This window comes from Mycobacterium innocens (assembly GCF_900566055.1).
Taxonomy (GTDB): Bacteria; Actinomycetota; Actinomycetes; order Mycobacteriales; family Mycobacteriaceae; genus Mycobacterium; species Mycobacterium innocens.
This window is the reverse complement of the sequence record NZ_UPHQ01000311.1, coordinates 1-19,257: the sequence shown is the minus strand read 5'-3', so window position 1 is coordinate 19,257 and position 19,257 is coordinate 1. Positions and strand designations below refer to the sequence as shown.

The 19,257-nt window shown below is 64.4% G+C and carries 18 protein-coding genes; 9 read left to right on the top strand and 9 right to left on the bottom strand.

The annotated features are described in order from the left end of the window. The 6 genes from EET03_RS28570 to EET03_RS28545 all read left to right on the top strand — a co-directional run bounded on the left by EET03_RS28570 (position 1) and on the right by EET03_RS28545 (position 7,539). Positions 1 to 1,134, top strand: coding sequence for an FAD-dependent oxidoreductase (locus EET03_RS28570; protein ID WP_075543805.1), 1,134 nt, complete (start codon positions 1 to 3; stop codon positions 1,132 to 1,134). A gap of 46 nt (positions 1,135 to 1,180) precedes the next feature. Beyond that, a complete protein-coding gene (locus EET03_RS28565) occupies positions 1,181 to 2,359 on the top strand; it encodes an amidohydrolase family protein (RefSeq protein WP_075543806.1) in 1,179 nt (392 codons plus the stop codon). Continuing rightward, positions 2,356 to 3,450, top strand: coding sequence for an NAD(P)H-dependent amine dehydrogenase family protein (locus EET03_RS28560; RefSeq protein ID WP_099194512.1), 1,095 nt, complete (start codon positions 2,356 to 2,358; stop codon positions 3,448 to 3,450). Before EET03_RS28565 ends, EET03_RS28560 begins: the two co-directional genes overlap by 4 nt. 49 nt (positions 3,451 to 3,499) lie before the next feature. Further along, positions 3,500 to 4,663 (top strand): hypothetical protein, encoded by a 1,164-nt coding sequence (locus EET03_RS28555; RefSeq protein WP_075543808.1) that lies wholly within the window; start codon positions 3,500 to 3,502, stop codon positions 4,661 to 4,663. A 670-nt stretch (positions 4,664 to 5,333) separates the two neighbouring features. Further along, complete coding sequence (locus tag EET03_RS28550) at positions 5,334 to 6,776, top strand: wax ester/triacylglycerol synthase family O-acyltransferase (protein ID WP_075543809.1); 1,443 nt, start codon at positions 5,334 to 5,336, stop codon at positions 6,774 to 6,776. Then, on the top strand, positions 6,670 to 7,539 hold the full coding sequence (locus EET03_RS28545; RefSeq protein ID WP_279637770.1) for an SDR family NAD(P)-dependent oxidoreductase: 870 nt from the start codon (positions 6,670 to 6,672) through the stop codon (positions 7,537 to 7,539). The genes EET03_RS28550 and EET03_RS28545 overlap by 107 nt, the downstream gene beginning before the upstream one ends. A 46-nt stretch (positions 7,540 to 7,585) precedes the next feature. Here the strand turns inward: EET03_RS28545 and EET03_RS28540 are convergent, their stop codons facing one another. After that, complete coding sequence (locus EET03_RS28540) at positions 7,586 to 8,338, bottom strand: spirocyclase AveC family protein (RefSeq protein WP_136625779.1); 753 nt, start codon at positions 8,336 to 8,338, stop codon at positions 7,586 to 7,588. 288 nt (positions 8,339 to 8,626) lie between these two features. Here EET03_RS28540 and EET03_RS28535 point away from each other — a divergent pair, with 288 nt between their 5' ends. Then, a complete protein-coding gene (locus EET03_RS28535; protein WP_075543812.1) occupies positions 8,627 to 9,307 on the top strand; it encodes a TetR/AcrR family transcriptional regulator in 681 nt (226 codons plus the stop codon). A gap of 54 nt (positions 9,308 to 9,361) precedes the next feature. Here EET03_RS28535 and EET03_RS28530 read toward each other — a convergent pair whose 3' ends face one another. The 7 genes from EET03_RS28530 to EET03_RS28500 are packed head-to-tail and all read right to left on the bottom strand — an operon-like array spanning position 9,362 to position 17,379. Further along, positions 9,362 to 10,213, bottom strand: coding sequence for a mycofactocin-coupled SDR family oxidoreductase (locus EET03_RS28530; protein WP_075543813.1), 852 nt, complete (start codon positions 10,211 to 10,213; stop codon positions 9,362 to 9,364). 17 nt (positions 10,214 to 10,230) lie between these two features. Further along, on the bottom strand, positions 10,231 to 11,862 hold the full coding sequence (locus EET03_RS28525; RefSeq protein WP_082274757.1) for a pyruvate, phosphate dikinase: 1,632 nt from the start codon (positions 11,860 to 11,862) through the stop codon (positions 10,231 to 10,233). A 38-nt stretch (positions 11,863 to 11,900) separates the two neighbouring features. Next, positions 11,901 to 13,556: an AMP-binding protein gene (locus tag EET03_RS28520; protein WP_082274758.1), complete on the bottom strand. Its 1,656-nt coding sequence runs from the start codon at positions 13,554 to 13,556 to the stop codon at positions 11,901 to 11,903. A 30-nt stretch (positions 13,557 to 13,586) separates the two neighbouring features. Then, positions 13,587 to 14,399 (bottom strand): SDR family oxidoreductase, encoded by an 813-nt coding sequence (locus EET03_RS28515; protein ID WP_244232585.1) that lies wholly within the window; start codon positions 14,397 to 14,399, stop codon positions 13,587 to 13,589. Positions 14,400 to 14,436: 37 nt separating this feature from the next. Beyond that, a complete protein-coding gene (locus tag EET03_RS28510) occupies positions 14,437 to 15,210 on the bottom strand; it encodes an enoyl-CoA hydratase/isomerase family protein (protein WP_075543816.1) in 774 nt (257 codons plus the stop codon). Next, positions 15,207 to 16,211 carry an acyl-CoA dehydrogenase family protein gene (locus EET03_RS28505; RefSeq protein ID WP_075543817.1) on the bottom strand — a complete coding sequence of 335 codons (1,005 nt, stop codon included), beginning with the start codon at positions 16,209 to 16,211 and terminating at the stop codon, positions 15,207 to 15,209. The genes EET03_RS28510 and EET03_RS28505 overlap by 4 nt, the downstream gene beginning before the upstream one ends. Positions 16,212 to 16,227: 16 nt before the next feature. After that, the gene (locus EET03_RS28500; protein WP_099194472.1) at positions 16,228 to 17,379 is read right to left on the bottom strand and encodes an acyl-CoA dehydrogenase family protein; all 1,152 of its coding nucleotides are present in this window, start codon (positions 17,377 to 17,379) and stop codon (positions 16,228 to 16,230) included. Positions 17,380 to 17,503: 124 nt separating this feature from the next. Here EET03_RS28500 and EET03_RS28495 point away from each other — a divergent pair, with 124 nt between their 5' ends. After that, a complete protein-coding gene (locus EET03_RS28495; protein ID WP_075543819.1) occupies positions 17,504 to 18,145 on the top strand; it encodes an HAD family hydrolase in 642 nt (213 codons plus the stop codon). Between the two features lie 34 nt (positions 18,146 to 18,179). Here the strand turns inward: EET03_RS28495 and EET03_RS28490 are convergent, their stop codons facing one another. Beyond that, positions 18,180 to 18,785 carry a winged helix DNA-binding protein gene (locus EET03_RS28490; protein ID WP_075543820.1) on the bottom strand — a complete coding sequence of 202 codons (606 nt, stop codon included), beginning with the start codon at positions 18,783 to 18,785 and terminating at the stop codon, positions 18,180 to 18,182. Positions 18,786 to 19,001: 216 nt separating this feature from the next. Between EET03_RS28490 and EET03_RS33210 the strand changes: the two genes are divergently transcribed. Continuing rightward, on the top strand, positions 19,002 to 19,139 hold the full coding sequence (locus EET03_RS33210; RefSeq protein ID WP_082274760.1) for a ferredoxin: 138 nt from the start codon (positions 19,002 to 19,004) through the stop codon (positions 19,137 to 19,139). The last annotated feature ends 118 nt before the right edge of the window (positions 19,140 to 19,257 follow it).

The window sequence follows — 19,257 nt, the reverse complement described above, 5'->3', positions numbered from 1 at the left end:
ATGGACCGCCGAGTCATCATCGTTGGCTGCGGGCCGGCCGGCTTCGCGGTCGCCTCGGCGTTGTTGGCGCAGCAGCAGTACGACGTGGTCGTCGAACTGATCGACCGGGCGGCGCGACCTGATGCCCTGCTGCGCCACGGTCCCGCGGCGGGCGCGGCGCGGCTCCGGGAGGCAGCTCGTCAGGTCGACGCGGTGTTGTCCGACGAGCGGGTCGCGTTCTACGGCAATGTCGACGTAGGTTCCCGCTTGCCGTTGCAGGATCTCCGTGCCGCCGCCGACGCGGTGGTGCTGGCCACCGGAGCCCCCTGCGACCTGCCGCTCGACGTGGCGGGCCGCGACTCGGTGGGTGTCGGCACGGTGAGCCATGTCGAGGGCTGGCTTTGCGGCAATGCCGATGTGGACGCTGCCGAACTCGATCTCGACATGGACAGTGCGGTGTTGATCGGCATGTCACCTGCAGGGCTGGGTGTCGCCCAGGTGCTGTGCGGCGCGGTGCCCGCCGACGCTCCGGCGGATATCCAGGCGCGTCTCGCCCGGAGCAAGATTCGGCAAGTCCAGATCGTCGACCCGCGCTCAGCTGCGGAAGTAGAACTGCCACAACAAGTTCCGGCGAAACTCGTGCTCCGTGCCGAATTGACCCCGGTCGGCATCGTCGGCCGCAACCGCGCCCGGGCGCTACGCTGCCTGCGCGGACCGGACCGCGACGGCATGGTGGTCAGCGAGGACCTGCGCGCCCAACTGCTGCTACGCCCGCGCGCCGGATCATTCCGCTGGCCTGGGCTTGATGAGGACAATGGCCATGTCGCCCACGCTGGAGCCCGGGTCTTAATCGCCGGCCGGCAGACACCGGGGTTGTATGTGGCCGGCTGGGTAGGCCGCTCTCCGCAGGACAAGGGCTCACACGCCGATGATGCGGTAGCGGTGACGGACGCGATCGGCTCCGATCTCGGAGCTCTGCCCGTCGCGTCCCGAACCCAGGCCGATGCGCTGGCCGACACCGCCACTGAGCCTTGTGGTCTCGGCGCCTGGTCGGCACTCGAGGCTACCGACCTGTTGCTCAAGCGATTCGCCGGCGCGGGCACGCTTCCGCTCGCGGATTACGGCGCCTTGATGGCACAGGTCGACGAGGACTGACCACAACAGAAGAGCGTCAACAAGCACCAGTCAGAGGAGTAATCACATGCCGCTTCAGGACTACATGAAGCTGGTGTCGGTCGACGACCATGCGATCGAGCCGGCCGACGTCTGGACATCACGCATGCCCGCCAGCTACGACAGGTCACAGATTCCGCATGTCGAAGAGGTCGAGGTCGACGCTGCTCGCCTGCAACTCGGCGCCACGGCCCACGGGCGGGTGCAGTCGTGGGTGTATGCGGGCAAGAACTATCCCCAGATCGGTTTGAATGCGGTGGCGGGCAAGGATCCTCGTACCTGGGATGTCGAGCCGGCCCGCTACGACGACATGCGTCCAGGCTGCTATGACCCGGTCGAGCGGCTCAACGATATGGACGAAGACGGTGTGTGGGCGCACCTGTGCTTTCCAAGCTTCGCCCGATTCGCCGGTACCCGCTTCTTGGAAGGCCAGGACCGGCAGATGGCGCTCGACTGCGTGCGGGCGTGGAACGATTGGATGCTCGAGGAGTGGTGTGGTACCGCGCCCGATCGCTATGTGCCGGTATGCATCCTGCCGATTTGGGACGTCGATCTAGCTCTGGCCGAGCTGCACCGTGCTATTGGGCTGGGGGCCCGCTGCATCTCCTTCCCGGAAAACTGCTCACCTCTGGGCTTGCCGTCCTTCCACACCGATCATTGGGATCCGCTGTTCGCGGTTGCTCAGGAGAATGGCATGCCACTGATGCTGCACTTCGGCACCTCGACGTCGACGCCGTATGTCAGCCCGGACGCCCCCACTCCGGTCGTGGTATCGGAAATGGGTCTCAACTCCATGGGTGCGCTGGCCGATCTCGTGTACTCGCGCACGTTCCACGTGTTTCCGCGCCTGAAGGTGGCCCTGGCCGAGGGCGGCACCGGTTGGTTGCCCTACATGCTCGAGCGAATCGACACCGTCTGGGAAAAGCACCGCTGGTATGCCCACGTCGACACCAAGACCCGCCCCTCGACACTGTTCCGCAAGAACGTGTGGGGTTGCTTCATCGTCGACCAGGCGGGCATCGACTTCCGGCACCGCATCGGCGTGGACCGGCTCACCTGGGAGAGTGACTACCCGCACTCCGATTCCCAGTGGCCGCACTCGCGCAAGGGGCTGGCCGAGATGCTCTCCGAGGTGCCGGATGACGAGGCGCATCGCATCGCCGAACTGAATGCCTGCGAACTGCTCGGCTGGCGACCCTGGGCATGAACGAGACGCCCAGCCGCAGCAGCGATGGCAGGCTCCGTGTCGTCCAGTGGGGAACCGGCAACACCGGAATCGCCGCGCTGAAGGCGATTCTGCAGTCGCCGGCGCTCAAACTGGTGGCGGTGTGGGCCCACAACCCCGAGTTGGTTGGCCGTGACGTCGGGGAACTCGCCGGACTCGACCATCCGGTCGGCGTCAGCACCGTCGGCGATCATGAGTCCGTCATCGCCAGCATGCCGGACTGCATCTGCTACATGGCCAGCGACCGCGGACGGCACGACGAGGTGATCGACGACCTGTGCCGTCTGTTGTCAGCCGGGATCAACGTGGTGGCCACCACGCTTCCGGTGCTCGTGCACCCCGCCGGGGACGGACCCGCCGTCCAGCACAAGCTCGAGAAGGCCTGCGCTGAGGGCGGATCCGCGTTCTTGTGCACCGGCGTCGAACCCGGCTTCATGGCCGACGCTCTGGTGTTGCACCTGACCAGTCTGTCGCGCGACATCACCGGCATCCGGGTGCAGGAAGCCATGAACGTGGGCGGTTATCGAGTCAAGCGCTGGCGGTCCGGCCTCGGCAGCGACATCACCACGGACGCACAGCGGTATACCCCCGGCCTGATTGCCCGCAACTGGATGGGGCCGATGGCCATGCTGGCCGCCGGGCTGGGCGTCACGCTGGATCGCGTGTACGAGAAGCGAGCGATCGCCGCTGCCGGATACGAGTTCACGGTGCCCGCCGGAACCTACGGTCCTAACGATGCTGCCGCGCTGCATTTCCAGGTCGTCGGAGAGGTCGGCGGGGCATCGATGTTCGTGATCGAGCACTGCTATCGACTGCTCGACGAGGTCGCACCGGACTGGCCACAACCGGTGGATCCGGCTCGGCGCACCACGAGAATCCGGATCTCGGGCAGTCCCGACATCGAGGCCGACATCGCACTCGGCGGAGCCGATCTCGACGCCACCGCCCAAGGCGTGCTGGCCACGGCGATGCGGGCCGTGCACGCCATCCCGATCATCAGCGCCGCACAGCCGGGCCTATACAGCCCGCTTGACCTGCCGCTGATCACCGGGCGTGGTGCCATTCGCATTTGAAGTGACACAAGGGAAGTGGAGAACTGATGAGCCGTTTGCGGGTGGCCCTGTGCGGAACCGGAAAGACGTGGGCCACTATGCGATCCGCGGGCTTCTGAGCCGACCCGACATGGAGCTGTGTGCGGTACAAACGTTTTCGGAATCCAAAGTGGGACGCGACGCCGGTGAACTCATCGGTTGGCAGCCCTGCGGTACCGCACTGACCACCTCACTGAACGATGTGCTGGCGCAGCGTCCGGACGCGCTGGTGTATTGCGGCAAGAGCCGCAGCTTCGAACCGGTGCTGCCGTACCTGCGCAACGGAATCGACGTGTCTTATCTGGGTATTCCCGAACTGCTGCACCCGCCGTCGTGCCCACCGGAGATTCGTGAGCCTATTGCGGACGCGGCATTGGCCGGCGGCGCGTCGATCATGTACGGCGGCATCGATCCCGGCTTCTCCACCCAACTGTTGCCATTCGTCTTGTCGGCGATCAGCGAGCGTGTCGATCACCTGACGCTCTACGAAGTGCGCGATTACGATCCGCTGCCACGCTGGCGGCTCGACGACCTCGGCCTGGGCGTGCAGGACCACACGAGCAGCAGGTTCCACCGGCCGGGCGTGCTCGACCGCACGTGGGGATCGTCGATCCGCGGACTGGCTGCCGCCTTGGGTTGCAACGAGGTTCGTGTCGAAGAATTCCGCGAAGTGTTCCGCAGCGACGAGGAGTTCGACATCCCGGCCAGGACTGTCGAGACCGGCGCCGTGGCGGCTATCCGGTTCGGGGTCACCGGCACCGTGGAGGGTGTCGAACGATTTCGGATCGAACACGTCAACCGGCTTCGCCGCGACATCGCCGAGCACTGGCGGCTTCAGCAGGGTTACGGCGTCGAGATCCGCGGGATCCCGGACTATGAGCTGCATCTGAGTCTTCGAGATCCGGCCGGCAAGCAGGATCGCCCGGCGCTGTTCGGCACCGCCATGTACGGGATCAACACGCTGCCTGCGCTCATCGCCGCGGAGCCGGGTATCCGCACACCGTTCGAACTGGCGGCGAGCGGGTGCCGCAACATCGGTGGTCGCCACCAGGACGACAACTGGACCCTCTCGCCGCGTCTGCACGCCGACCAAGCCGGCGGGGTGAACCACGGGAAGATCCAGGATTGGCCGATCGTCGAGACCTGGTCACCGGGCAGACGGCAGTCACGCGATGGCCGAGGTCGGGAAAACTGACCTGCGGGCGCCGCACGACCCGGCGACATCAACCCGCCTCCCTGAACGGACGTGACTCGACGCCCGTGGTGGGCGCAGCGGCGAGTGTCACATCAGTCACACGAGTCTGCGCCGGACGGGATGTTCTCGGTGCCTCAAGTGCTCACGTTGTCGCTACGAGGCGGGCAAATTCTGCACCGACTCGGGCGGGGACTCCTGTGACAGATGTGATTGCCGCGGCCTTGAGCGACGCCCGCTGAAGTAGTGACTGGATCAGCAGCGCCAAAGCCGGAACACAAAGAACTGCAAGCTAATCCGACAGAACCGATGTGTATCACCAAGTGTCTGAGTCCGGATCGGAAGTATCTTGGATCCGCAGTGGGGATAGTGAGCACCGCTGTCCGCTATGCCATGCTTCCTCGGCTTTGGGGGTTGCAGCACAGGTGAGGCCGCTTTCTGCCAAGGGATAGCGTTAATACTTAGTTAGATATGTGATAGCATCCGGCTGCGCGGCCGAAAGTATCACCTACCGGATCGCTGAGTATCGACGATTCGCTCCGTCGGTATGAAATCAGCAGGCGCCATCGGACCCCTTAGCTACCTGCGGCCGAGCCGATGACATAGCGGGGCGCACGTGAAACAGTGGTTGTGGTAGGCATTTCGGCGATACTGCGGCGTGAAAGACCGGACTATGAAGCAGCTATCTGATCTCGACACCTTGTTCATCACCATGGACAACGAGCGCTACCCGCTACACGGAGGCGGGCTCTTCGTTTTCGATCCGTCGACGTCGTTGGAGCCGTGGACACTGACGCATCTGAAGGCCCACCTGGCCCGCCTGCTGCCCACGATGCCGCCGTTTCGCCGCCGACTCGTACAAGTGCCGTTCGGCCTCACGTCACCGGTGTGGGTGGAGGACCCGGAGTTCAACCTCGACGACCATCTGCACAGTCTGGGTGTCCCGGCGCCCGGCGGGGATCGCGAGCTGGCGGCTGTGATCGACGAAATCGGCAGCCTGCCTTTGGACTGGCGTCGACCGCTGTGGGATCTGTGGTTCCTCGACGGCCTGCCTGACGGCAAGAAGGCGATCATGTTGCGCATGCATCACGCCTGCATCGACGGCATGGGCGGGGTTGCGATGATCTTCCAGATGTTTACCACCGAGCCGAACGCTGACGTCGCGACGATTCCCGACGATGAGTGGAAGCCGGAACCGGTACCCTCACAAGGCGAGATGCTGATGCGGTCGTTGCCAACGATGGCGATGCGGCCGATACGAAGTGCACGCGCGATCGCGGGCCTGGGCACAGTGCTGGCCCGGCGCAGGCTGAATTCGGTGTTGGCGCGACGGGAGAAGCCGGCCACAAACGCCGGCGCGCGGCTGTTCTCCGGTCCTCGGCTGCCGTTTAACCAACTCTCGCATGGTATTCCGCACAAGACCACAGCCTGGGCGAACATCGCGATGTCGGAGGTAAAGAAGATTCGGCAATTGCACGGCTGCACCGTTAACGACGTCGCGCTGGCCATATCGACTGCGGCGCTGCGGCGGTGGTTGATCGACCACGACGCCTTGCCGGACGGCCCAATTACCTGCGGCAACCCGGTGAACACCCGAACCGTGGACGACAGCGGCGCATTCGAAAACCGATTCGCGATCATCTCTTTGAAGTTGCCCGTCGATGTTGAGGATCCGCTGCAGCGCCTCGCGATCATCAACGCCGCCACGACGCAGGCGAAGGCCGCAGTGAAGGCCTCGCACACCAACGTGGTCGAGAACATCTTCCAGGTGCTGGCACCCGGCTTCACCGAGTTGGTGATCAACGGCCTGGTTTCCGGGCTCGGCGACAAGGCGCCCGCGCCGTTCAACACGCTGGTGACAAATGTGCAAGGACCTTCCGTGCCGCTGTATTTGGCCGGCGCCAAACTCGAGCGCACCCATATCCAAATGATGCAGACCTACGGGATGAGCCTGATCATCGCCGTGACGACCTACGCGGGACAGATGTTCGTCACAACGACCGGCCACCGTGAAAACACGCCCGACATTTGGACGATCGCCGAGGAGATGCACACGGAAATCGCGCGGTTGCTGTCGTCCCCACCGCGCCCGCGCGGACCGTTCTCGGGGGCTTGATTTGGCACCGGTTGCGGTTGTCACGGGAGCCGCGAGCGGCATGGGGTCGCTCGCGGCGCGCCGACTGCTCGATTCCGGTTGGCAAGTGGCTGCCGTGGACTTGCCCGGCGCGACCTATGCCTTACTGGCAGATCATGCCGGCTTTCATCGGTTTGCTTGCGACGTCTCCGAGGCGGATCAGGTTGCGGCGACGGCTGCGGCGATTACCGAACGGCTCGGCCGAGTTGATCGGCTGGTCAACGCCGCGGGCATTGCCGTGGCCGGACCGATTGACCAGGTGCCGGCTGCACGGTTCGCCGCCGTGATGTCGGTGAACTATCTGGGGACCGTGCACTGGGTCAAGGCTGTGCTGCCGGCGATGCGTTCCCGCAACAGCGGTGAGATCGTGCTGTTCGCCTCCCTGGCGGGGTGGTTCGCCACGCCAAACATGGGTGCTTACACCGCCACCAAGTTCGCAGTGGTGGGTTTCGCCGAGACGCTGAAGCTCGAACTAGATGGGTCCGGTGTGACCTTAAGGTGCGTGTGCCCTCCCGGAGTCCAAACGCCCATGCTCGACGACATTTTGCGCCACAACGCCCCGAAGGGAGCGCTGAAGGTGCTTAAACCTATTACGGTACAACAGGTTCTGGATGCGATTGACGCCTCACTGGCTCGACCGCGCGCCGGAATGTACGTGTTTCCAGGCCGGGGGTCCGCTACCGTCTGGCGGCTGCGGCGATTCACACCCGGGCTATTGGATGCCGCCCTGCGCCGGTTGTTGTGATGTGCTGAAGCGACGCGAATGCCTTGGTGCCCCAGCATCCTGAGGATCACCAAGGAAACGGATAAGCGGTCACTCCGAACGGGTTTGCGAGCCCGACCTGCGTCGCCCATCCCGCGAATCTGATGATCACGGCAGGAATCATCGGCAGCACGAAAATGATGTGACACGAGACGATAGCGGCGATGAGGTTGGGGGCGAGGCGATCGTCTTGGCCGCCCAAGGCGCGTAGATTGCCCAGTCGCGACCAGAAGGTAGCCGGACTGGCCTGATCGCTTCGTGCGGGAGCGAACTCAGGTGCCGAGGCGCCGCCACCGACGCTCGCGCTGGCGAGAGCGGTGACGGGTGCAGACGGTACGGTCGATAACCTCAGCCCGCGCACCATGATGATGGTGAAGAAAGCCATGACCGGTGCCATGAAGACGGCAACGAGCAGTGGGTATTGCTGCTGGGTGCCGACGAACAGCGCCAGGCCAGGCACTGAACGGGTGTAGGCGTAATTGCCGATGAAAAGGAATGGAAGCTCGAGAACGAGTTCCGAGAGCGCGCCCGCGGCAACCGCCACGCCGACGATCTTCGGGGTGCTGATGTTGCGTTCGACCATTTTCTTGGCGAAGAAGTAGGTGCACAGGACGAACCATGGGCCATAGATACACGGCATGAGGTAGGGCCAACCTCCTGCCATACCCAACACCGGGACCCACTCGGGCATGAGCCAGTCCTGCTTGGGATTGAAGCGGAAGTACAGCGCCCAGTCCCAAACCGCCTCCATCCACGACATTGAGGTGGCGCCGATGAACATCCACGTCACCGCGCGGATGTGGCCGGCTGCCCGGTCACCTCGATACAGCCATATCACCGAGGCCAGAGCTACGGCTAGGAACACGAAGTTGATCAGCCGGCCGGTTTCCACAGGTGCCTCCTTGCAGACGCTTGAGCATTAATAGTATCTAAATGGACGAAGCCAAATGTCAATGATTTCTTCGCCACCGGACACGTCAGGCAGGCGCCGGGCGGGTGCTGCGCTCGCCGAGCCTAGGTACCCGAGCCTAGGTACCTATGTGACTCGCAATGGCGGCAGAATGCGTGGGTGGCCAGCACAACGAAGTTCGGCGGGCAGCGCGGCGGGGTTCAGGCGACGGTTCTGACCGAAGCTGACATCGTGGAAGCAGCCGTCGAGCTGACACGCGTCGGGGGCCTTGACGCGTTGACCGTGACGAAGGTGGCGGAGCAGCTGGGCGTTACCGGCCCCGCGGTGTACTACCACGTCCGGGGTGGGCGACAAGGATTGGCTTCGTTGGTCGCGTCTCACGTCATGAAGCAGGCATTCGCCGATCAATTAGTGCGTCGACCCGATGAGCGGTGGGACGACGCCATCGAGCGTGTCCTCCTTGTCACGGCCGATCTCACCGACGAGTTCCCGGGTGTGGTGGGCCACGTACTCAACGCGCAGCAGGGCAGGGTTGAAGATGTAGGGGTGGCCAGCTTCGTCATCGCGCAGCTTCGGGCCGGGGGGTTCGACCTGGCGGCCACCGTGGAGGCTTATGCGGCGATCTGTGCGTTGATCATCGGCTGGTCGCAACTCACGCCGCTGGCCCTGCCACGCGACGAGCCTCCGTCCCCGGATCTGGCGGAGGTGATCGAAGCTACCGCTGCGATTCCGCCCCGGGACCACCTTCGCGCCGCGGTGCGAGCACTGCTCTCCGGGTTGCACACGAGCTTCGTTGCGAAGCGCACAGCGATGGCAGCACCCGTCCGGCGCAAGCGGTGACAGCGGCTCGCGCAGACTGATCCGAAAATGGCGGTGAGAGCTGGGGCCCGCCTCTCAGAGTCCGCGCTGAATCGTCGCTCCGCCGTCGACTCTGAGCTGCATACCGGTGACGTACCTCGACTCGTCGGAAGCCAGATACACCACCGCATAGGAGATGTCGGATGGCTCCACCCACGGTATGGGCATAGCCTGCATCGAGCGGAAGCCCGCCTCCGCCTCCGCTGCCGAGGGGTTTTCCAAATCCGGCCGAAAGGTGCGATACATGGGATCGCTCTGCAGCATGTCGGTGTTGCAGTTGGTCGGATGCACGGCGTTGACGCGGATCGACTGCGGAGCCAGTTTGACCGCCAATGTGGTTGTGTATTCGACGATTACACGCTTGGCAAAGTTGTAACCCGCACCACCGAGTCCCTGGGGGCACGATCCGGAAGATGCGCTCGAAAGCAGGCCCGCCACCGAACCGGTCATGATGATCGACGCGCCGGCTTTCAAGTGGGGAAGCGCGACATGAACCGTGTTCAGCACACCGATCAGGTCGACGTCGACAGCGTCGATGAACGCGGCCGCGGACCCTCCCGCACCGAGCGGGCAGATGCCTGCGTTGGCAACCACGATGTCGAGCTTGCCCAGTTCGCTCATGCCGGTTTCGACGGCCGCCGCCAAGGCCGTGCGATCCCGAACGTCGCCCTGGACGGGCACGATACGACGATTGTGCTTCTCCACCAGACGGGCCGTTTCGTCGAGATCTTCCGGGCGGGCCAGTGGATAGTCGTTGCTGGCAATGTCGTGGCAGATGTCGACCGCGATGATGTCGGCGCCCTCTTCGGCAAGGTGAACCGCGTGGCTTCGGCCTTGACCGCGGGCGGCGCCCGTGACGAGGGCAACTTTGCCTTCCACTCGACCCATGGCAGGTCTCCTCACTTCTAATCGCGGGTTTCTGTGAGCCGTACCGCGGTGAGCATCGCCAACAGCGGAGTTTCCGAGACCACATCGGTGTGTCCGGCGGCCATCGCGGCGCGCACGGCATCAACGGTCGCGTCTTGCAGTCTCGGATAATCGCCATCGCGATGGGCGCGCAGTATGCTCAACTTCCTTGCGATGGAGGCCAATTCGCGAAAATCCGGAGAGTCGTGTTCGGACCACGCTTGAAGTTGCAGAACACCTTCGCGCACTTCGCCTTCGCTGCCGTCGATGGTGATCAACTTTCCGGACAACGTATCGGTGATTCCGATGCCGCAACCCACCACCGCCGGACGGCCGAGCTCGCGGCTCACCACTGCGGCATGGCTCGTGCCACCACCGACCTCGGTGACGATGCCGCGAGCGGCCAGCATGCCCGCCACGTCGTGGGGGCTGGTGTGATTGCGCACCAGGATGACGTCCTCACCGGCATCGGCGGCGTCGATCGCCTCGTCGACATCGACATACGCCTTCCCCGAGACGACGCCGGGGCACGCAGGCAGCCCGGTGGCAAGAAGTGGTGCGGCCAGGCGGGTTTCAGGTTGCAACGACGGCATCAGTAAAGCCTCGACATGCGCCGGAGTGACCCGGAGCAAGGTCTCGGCCTCGTCGATGAGACCCTCGTGCCGCAGTTGTAGCGCCAGTCGGACAGCGGCCTGCGCAGAACGCTTGGCCACCCGTGTCTGCAGCAGCCACAGCTTGCCGTCTTCGACGGTGAACTCGATGTCCTGCACGTCGCCGGCCCTGCGCTCAAGGTACTTGGCCGCCGCCATCAGCTCGTCATAGACTGCGGGCTGCTCGTGGCGTAGGGCGGTTATCGGCTCGACATCGAAGGTGCCGGAGACGACGTCTTCCCCCTGCCCGCCCGGCAGCCACTCCCCGAACGGCTCGTTGGCGCCTGTCATCGGATTCCGGGAGAACACCACCCCGGTGCCCGAATTCTGTTCCATGTTGCCGAACACCATAGCCTGTACCACCACCGCGGTGCCGCTGACATGGTCGTGGCCGTAGTGGCTGCGATAGGCCACGGCACGGTCGCTGTTCCATGAAGCGAAAACTGCCGAAATCGCGCCCCTCATCTGGTCATACGGGTCATCGGGCACCGCCCCGGTGGGGTCGCCCAGCACAATTCGCCGATACATTTCCTGGAATCGGCGCCGGGTGTCGCAGGCGAAGCGCGGGCTGTGCAGCTCGGCGAGTGACTCTTCGACCGCATCGTTGATGCCCAGATCCAGCACGGTGTCAAGCATTCCCGGCATGGATTGCGCCGCACCGCTGCGTACGCTGACCAACAGCGGACGGGGCCCGCGGCCGAAGGTGCGTCCGGTCTCGGCCTCCAGCCCGGCCATCTTCTCCCGGACGGCTTCGCGCAGCACCGAGTCGATCGCGCGCTCGGGGTCGTCGAACCAGTCTGCACACACTTCGGTGGTGATGCAGAACGCGGGTGGCACCGGCAAACCGTGCCGACGCATGCTGTCGATTCCATACCCCTTGTTGCCCAGCAGCTCCCGCGGCAATCCGGCGTTACCGTCGAGAAACACCACACGCCGGGTGCGGGTGACCGCACGCGTGTTCTCCGATAGGACTCGCGTCATCGGTTCCGGCTCCTCGTCGTCGATGGAGTTACACGGTGTCAGCGCTTCACCACCTCGATGTCGGAGCTCTCGAGGTCCCAGGTGTGCGCGGTGACGCCCTCGTCGCGCAGCTGGAACTTCAGGGCTTTTCCGGTAGCGTTGCGGGGCAACTCGGTTCGGAACTCGATATAACGTGGCACGGCGAAATACGGCAACTTGTCCAGTGACCAGCGGCACAATTCGTGCTCGGTCAGTTCGGACTCTGCCCGCAGGACCGCGGTCACCTTGATGTCATCCTCCGTCAAGTCGGACGGAACAGCATGTACGGCAACGTCAGCGATGTCGTGGTGCGCGCGGAAGGTGGCCTCCAGCTCGTAGCTCGAGATGTTCTCGCCGCGACGACGAAGATAATCCTTTTTGCGGTCGACAAACCAGAACCAACCCTGCTCATCGAAACGCCCGATGTCGCCGGTGTGGAACCAGAGATTGCGCAGTACCGCCACCGTCGCTTCGGGCCGCCGCCAATAGCCTTCGAACATGACATGGGGTTTGCGGGGCCGAACGACGATCTCGCCCGGCCGGCCGTCGGGGACCTCGTTGTCATTGTCGTCGACTATTCGGACGTCGAAGTCATCGTTGCGCCGGCCCGACGCCCCGGGTGGCGCCGGCAGCCGGCGGGGATTGCTGGTGATGAAGGACGCCTCGGTAAGTCCGAACACCGAGTTGCCGGCTTCAACTACCCCGAAACGCCGCTTCCACGTGGCGATCAGTTCCGGCGTCCACGGGGCTCCGCCGGCGTACCGGATCTGCCCGTGGCAGTCGGCCATCTCCGGCGTGTCGGGCATGGCGGCGATGAGTGTGATCATGGCGCCTAGAATCGAGACCTGTTGAGCGCCTGAGCGTTTGATTTCCGGCCAGAATCCCGACAGAGAAAATCGCGGTGCGATCGACACGGTGGTCTGGTTCATCGCCGTCGCGAGGACCGAGGTGCCTGCGGCATTGAGATGAAACAGCGGCAATGGCGTCCACAAGGTGAAGCTCGGATCCCGCATTGCGGCAGTGTTGGCGGCGACGTTGCAGATGTAGTTATGGCTGATCATGCAGCCCTTTGCGGGGCCGGTCGTCCCCGAGGTGTAGATCAGCATCGCCAGGTCGCCCGGGACGACCGCGAGCGGCTGGTCAAGAGCGGTCTGCGGGGTGGCGTCGGCCGTGCAGGTTATCAGCACCGTCTTAGACGTCGGCGGGGCGCCGCGTACCACTAGGTGGCGCACATCAGGGAGCAGGTCGGCAATGTCGATAATGCGTTGCGCATAATCGGATTCAGCGACGACAATCGTGGCGGCGGCATCGCTGATCTGGTGACGAAGGTATTCACCCTTCAGTGCCGTGTTGACCGGAACCCAGATGGCGCCAAGAAAGTTCGCGGCGAACCAGGTGATGATCGCGTCGACGTTGTTGTCGAGCATGCACACCACTGTCTCGCGCTGGCCCAGGCCGAGTTGGGCGAGCCCGGCAGCCCGTCGCAACGAGAGGTCCCAGACCTGCGCGTAACTGTATGTCTCGCCGGAGAAGTCCAAGAAGACTGTGTCGGGTGCTTGCTCGACGGCACGTGCCAGCACCGCGGTGATGACGTCGGGCTTGCCGGGTGCCCACACCGCAAAGCTCTCACCGTTCGCGACGGTCGGTGAGAGTGAGCTGCCCGCTGGTGCAGACATCGTCACTGCGTGGTGTTCCTCTCGCTCGTGTCAGGACAGCTGTTCTTCGATGGGGATGAACTCCGGCATGGTTAGGCCACGCCGGAGCCAGTTGCCGCCGTCCAGCACGAGGGTGTGGCCGGTCAGGTAGGCCGCGTACGGCGAGCACATATATGTTGCGGCCCAGGCGAGTTCGTGTGGCAGGCCGACTCGCCCGCCGGGGATCCGGGCGGCATCTTGCTCCGGCGTGGAGACCTTGCGCAGCGCTTCGGGAAGGTCGTCGTGCGGGAACTTGCCCGGGGCCAGGCAGTTGACTCGGATGCCATGGGGCGCCCACTCCACTGCCAGTGACTGCGTCAGGTTGGTGACTGCGGCTTTGGCCGCGGCCGAGTGGGCGGTTCCGGGACCGCCGGTCCACGAGTAGGTCGCGCCGATGTTGAGGATCGCGCCAGGGGCCGAGCGGCTCAGCGCGCGGCGGGCGAACTCGCTGCTGCAGAAGAAGGTGCCGTTGAGCACGATGTCCACGACACTGCGCCAGGCGTTGGGCGACATCTTGACCGCCTGCGCGGGAAAGTTGCCGGCTGCGTTGTTGATCAACACGTCCGCCGGCCCGAGATCGCGTTCGACCTGATCGAACATCGCCGCCACCGCATCGGGGTCGCGCACATCGAGTGCGACCCCAACAGCCTTGGCGCCCAATGCTTCAATCGTTTGCACGCCTGCCTGGCGATGCTCCGGTTTGCGGCTGGCCACAGCGACGCCCGCTCCGAGGCGGGCGAATTCGGCGGCGATCGCCTTGCCGAGACCTGTGCCGCCGCCGGTAACGACGACCACCTGCCCGGCATAGGTGTGTGGCGGCAGCATGGCCAATCCCTGTGGGGGAGGAGCGGGCAACGGCATGTCAGGGCCCTTCCCGTCGCGCCCGCGGGTGGCGGTCTTTGAGCTGCTGATACTCCGAGGAGCTGAACAGTGCCGTCTGAGCGAGCAGTTCCTGCGCGATGCCGTTACGGATAGGACCCGCGGTCGCCTGATTCACCAGCAGCTTGCCCATCGACATCGCCAGCACCGGCTGCGTGGCTAATCCCAGGCAGAATTGCATTGCACGCTGGGTCAATTGGTCGACGGGCACAATTTCTTCGGCCAGCCCCCAGGCGTAGGCGGTCGCGGCGTCGATATGGGCGCCGCTGAGCACCAGATACTTGGCACGTGCGGGTCCGACGAGCGCCGGGAGGATCTGCGTGCCCCCGGTGTCGGGTACCAGCCCCAGCCCGACCTCAGGGAGCCCGAAAAACGCGTCCTCTGCGATGATCCGGATATCGGCCGACAACGCGATCTCGAAACCACCGCCCAGCACAGCGCCTTGCACGGCGGCGACGATCGGTTTGGTCGACTCGAGCGCATCGAGGCGCAACCGTTGATGTTCGCGCACGAACGTGAAGTCGTCCTGACCGTCGGCGCGCCGGCCCAGTTCGGCGGTGTCGCGGCCCGAGCAGAATGACCGGCCTTCTCCGCGCAGCAGCACACAGCGGATCGATTGGTCGTCGAGTTGCTGGCGAAGGACGGCGCTGAGTTCTTCAAAAAGCGAGTCGGTGATGGCGTTGTGCCGATGCGGGCGGTTCAGTGAGATCACTCCGACACCGTCGACGATCTCGGATTTCAGCTCGGCTGTGGTCACAGTTCCTCACTTGCATTCGGGTGGGCGAGCGTCCCCAGGCGCGTCGCCGCGCGGCCAAAACTTTCGACGCTGCACAGGGCGTGGGTTCTCTTGACGAACCGGTGCGCACTGTCCTCCACCGTGAAACCCAGGGCGCCGTGGATCTGAACATTGGCGCGCACCGTAGCGAGTGCCGCGCGTCGGCAGAACGCCGCTGCGGCGAGCACATGGTATTCCGATCCCGTTGTCGTGGTGCTCTCGGTCAGGGCCGCAAAAAACATCACATTCTCGGCCGCGAGCGCAGCGACAGCCATGTCGGCGCAGCGGTGTTTGATCGCTTGGAAGGCGCCGATCGGCTTGCCGAACTGGACCCGGTCCTTGGCGTACTCTATCGCCAGATCCCTTGTCGCCCCGGTGATTCCGGCGAGCTGGGCGCAGGTAAGGATCGCCAACACGCGGCGTAGGCGGGCGACGATTTCTGCGTCTTCGGTGCCCAACACCGGGGCACCGAGCTCCTCGGTTCGCGCGCGGCCGAGCACTGTCCCGTCCTCGAGTCCCGGGCTAAGGTCGAGATCGATCGGTGTCGCATACAGGGCGGCGGTCGCTTCGCCGACAATCAACGTGAGGGCCGATCCGGGCGCGTCGGTGATCAGTAGCCGTTCGCCTGCTGCTGTTGCGGGGAGGGCGCGGGCCACCCGGGTACGGCCCCCGATGAGCTCTGCTGCCAGCTCCGGCTCGCCCGTCCATGCGGCCAACCGCGCCGCCGCCAGGGTGGTCAGTATCGGGCCCGGCACTAATCCGCGCCCAATCTCGCGGAAAACGAACGCCTCGTCGACCAGAGTGGCGTCGGTGCCGCCGGCGTTCTCGTCGGTGGCCAGTCCCAGCCAACCCAGTTCGGCGATCTCCTTCCAGTGCACGTCGTCAAGGCGGACCGGACAATCATTCAAGGGGAAGCGGTGGACGATGAAGTCACGAGTCGCGTCAGCCAGCGCCTGCTGATCTGGGTCGGGAAGAAAGTCCATAGCAGCACCAGCTCCGCTAGCGATTTCTCGGCAGGCCGAGGACGCGTTCGCCGATGATGTCGCGTTGCACCTCTGAGGTTCCACCACCGATCGTGGACGCATACGAGTAGAGGTAATGGCGGATCTCAGCGGCGAACGGTCCCCCGCGGTCCAGGCCCTGTACATCGACGATGTCCATCTGAGCGCGGTGAATCCGTTGTGCGAGATCGGCATAGAAGACTTTGATCATCGACCCAAGTGGTCCTGGCACGTCGGCCCTGGCCGCGCTTGACACCATTGCGTACGTCATGGCTCGCAGTGCGAGCACGTCGGCGCGGAGGTCGCCCAACTGGACCGCCACCGACGGGTCGGCAAGCCCGCCGAGGTCCGTCGCCCGGGCGATAAGTTCCTCCAGCACGACGGATAGTTCGGTCTGAAGCTTCATGAACCCGGTGCCGCGCTCGAAGCCGAGCGTTGACATGGCCACCGACCAGCCACCACCGATGGTGCCAACGACGTTGTCGAGCGGGATGCGGACGTCGTCATAGAACACTCCGCAGAACTCTTCCAGACCGTCCATCGAGGCGATCGGTCGCACCGTGATGCCGGGGCTGTGCATATCGCAGATGGTCCAGGTGAGCCCGTGGTGCCGCCTGGAGTCTGGATCGGTGCGTACCAGTAGTTCCTGGAAGTCGGCCATGTGGGCGAAACTGGTCCAGATTTTCTGGCCATTGACCACGAGTTCGTCGCCGACGACCCGCCCCTTCGTCGCGATTCCGGCAAGATCGGACCCGGCGCCCGGTTCCGAGAATCCCTGACACCACACCTCCTCGCCGGCCAGGATTTGTGGCAGATGTCGTCGCTTCTGCTCTTGGCTGCCGCGAGCGATCAGGGTGGGCCCGCCGTGATTGATGCCGACGAACGCACAGCCGATATCGGGTCCGCCGGCCTTGGCGTATTCCTCGAACCAGATCAGCTGCCGGACCAAGGTGAGTCCCTGGCCACCGTATTCGGTCGGCCAGGCGATGCCGCCGAAGCCGCCCTCGAACTGTTTTCGCTGCCAGGCCATGTCCCACCGACGCGCGTCCGCGGGGTCGGTCGACCGTTCGGTCGTCGGGATGTTGGCGCACAACCACTCCCGCACCTCCCGGCGAAACGCATGGTCCTCATCGGTGAAGGACAGGTCCATCGGGTCTCCTCGGCCACGAAGATATGGTGTTAATTGTATAGATAAACTAGCGCAAAAGGAAAGCGTGTCGGACCGGAACGCCGCGGTGCTGGTATGGCGTCAAGAGTATAGATATTCTCAACTCATGGCGACTAAGAAGCCTGTCCGTGGTGACGTCCCTGCCCTGCTGGTCGACTTCGGTGGCGTGCTCACCGCATCGGTGTTGGAAGCGTTCGTTAATGCATGTGTGGCGGTCGGCGTGGTGGATCCGCATGGGTTCGCCGCCGAGTGCTTCTCATCTGACTCGGGAACTCCGTTCGCGTTGCTGGAGCTTGGTCAGATCGGCGCCGCTGAGTTCGCGGATCTCATCACGCCACTACTGAGCAAGCAGGCCGCGACACCGGTCGACGGCCGCGACTGGCTGGAGCTGGTGCGGAAGACCACATGGGATGTCGAACAGACCATGGTGGCAGCGGTCGATCGGCTCATTGCCCGCGGCGTCCCGACAGCGTTGGTGAGCAACTCGTGGGGTCCGGCGGCCGACTATCCGTGGGAGCTACTGCCGAAATTCAATGAGGTGTTGGTGTCGTCCGAGGTTGGAATCCGCAAGCCAGACCCGCAGATTTACCTACTCGCCGCCGAGCGCCTGGGCCGCGGGCCTGCCGAGTGCCTTTTCGTTGACGACGTCGAGGTGAACCTCGCGCCGGCGCGAGAGTTGGGGATGCACACCATTCTTCACCGCTGCGCCGTAGACACGATCGGCGAGTTTGCGCGGGTCTACGGTTGACCGTGCCGCTCCGCGCCAGGCTAGCCCGGCAAAGTCACTCCGCGTGGCCGGCGAGCGCCTCTTCATGCCGCGTCAGACCCGCCATGTCGATCAGTTCCTCGTGCAACTCGAACCACACCGTGTGATAGGAGTCGATGATCGGCCGGGTCAACCAGATCAGGTCGCCGGCCCGGACCCGATCCAACGCCGACGTCAGTTTCTCGGCGTATGCACCCAGGCGCGGAACGTGCGCGCTGGCTTCGGTGATAAGCGCCGAGGCGCCTTCGTGAACGGGCTCAAGGCGAGCCAGCACCGCCTCGTCGTAGCTGGGGTCGTCGTGAGGGTTGGGCTGGCCGTCCTTGACTTGCCAGTCGGCGATAAGTGCTTTGAACTCCGCATTGACCGGGCGAAACGCAGCGTGGATCGCTGCGACGGCGTCGTGGTCCAGCTGCGAGCGCTCCGCCCCAAGCAACTCGGAAAGTCGTTGCCGTCCTGCGGGAGTCAGTCTGAGGGCTTTACCGGTGAGGACAAACCCGGACCGGACCAGTTCGTCGACGGCATTGCTGACCGCGTCGGGCTCGGTGGCCAGGGTCGCGGCCAGGTCCGCAAGGCTCACGCGCCCCTTGAGCCGTACTGCTTGCAGTAGCTCAAGTTCGTTCATCGAGCCCTCCGTCCTTCGGCTGTGTTGCCCGGCAGCCGCTGGTTCCAATTGACTGGCCGTCGGGTGACGAGCAGGTATTAAGTCTATATTTTCTAGACGTCGCACAGCGTCGGGGCAGTCCGAAGGGCGCCATGCTCGCCGCCGGCGGCGGGTATCTGGGTGGGGCGTTGCGGCTGACGATCATGCGGCGCTGGCGCAATCGCCGACAAGGAGGTCATGTCAATGGGAATGAAGGTTAGTGTCGACTCGGCGCGGTGTCAGGGGCACGGCATGTGCGAAGAGGTGGCAGGCGACTTTTTCACCCTCGACGAGAGCGGCTATTGCTCGATTGGCAATGCTAAGGGCTTGCGATAAATTAATCTAGGTCGCTGTCGGCGTGTCGCGGTCTGGGACTGAGGGTGTAGTTCCATTCGCCGTGGAAGTCGTGGCGGGTCAGGATATGTTCGGTTTCAAGGGCTTTCATCTGCGTGTC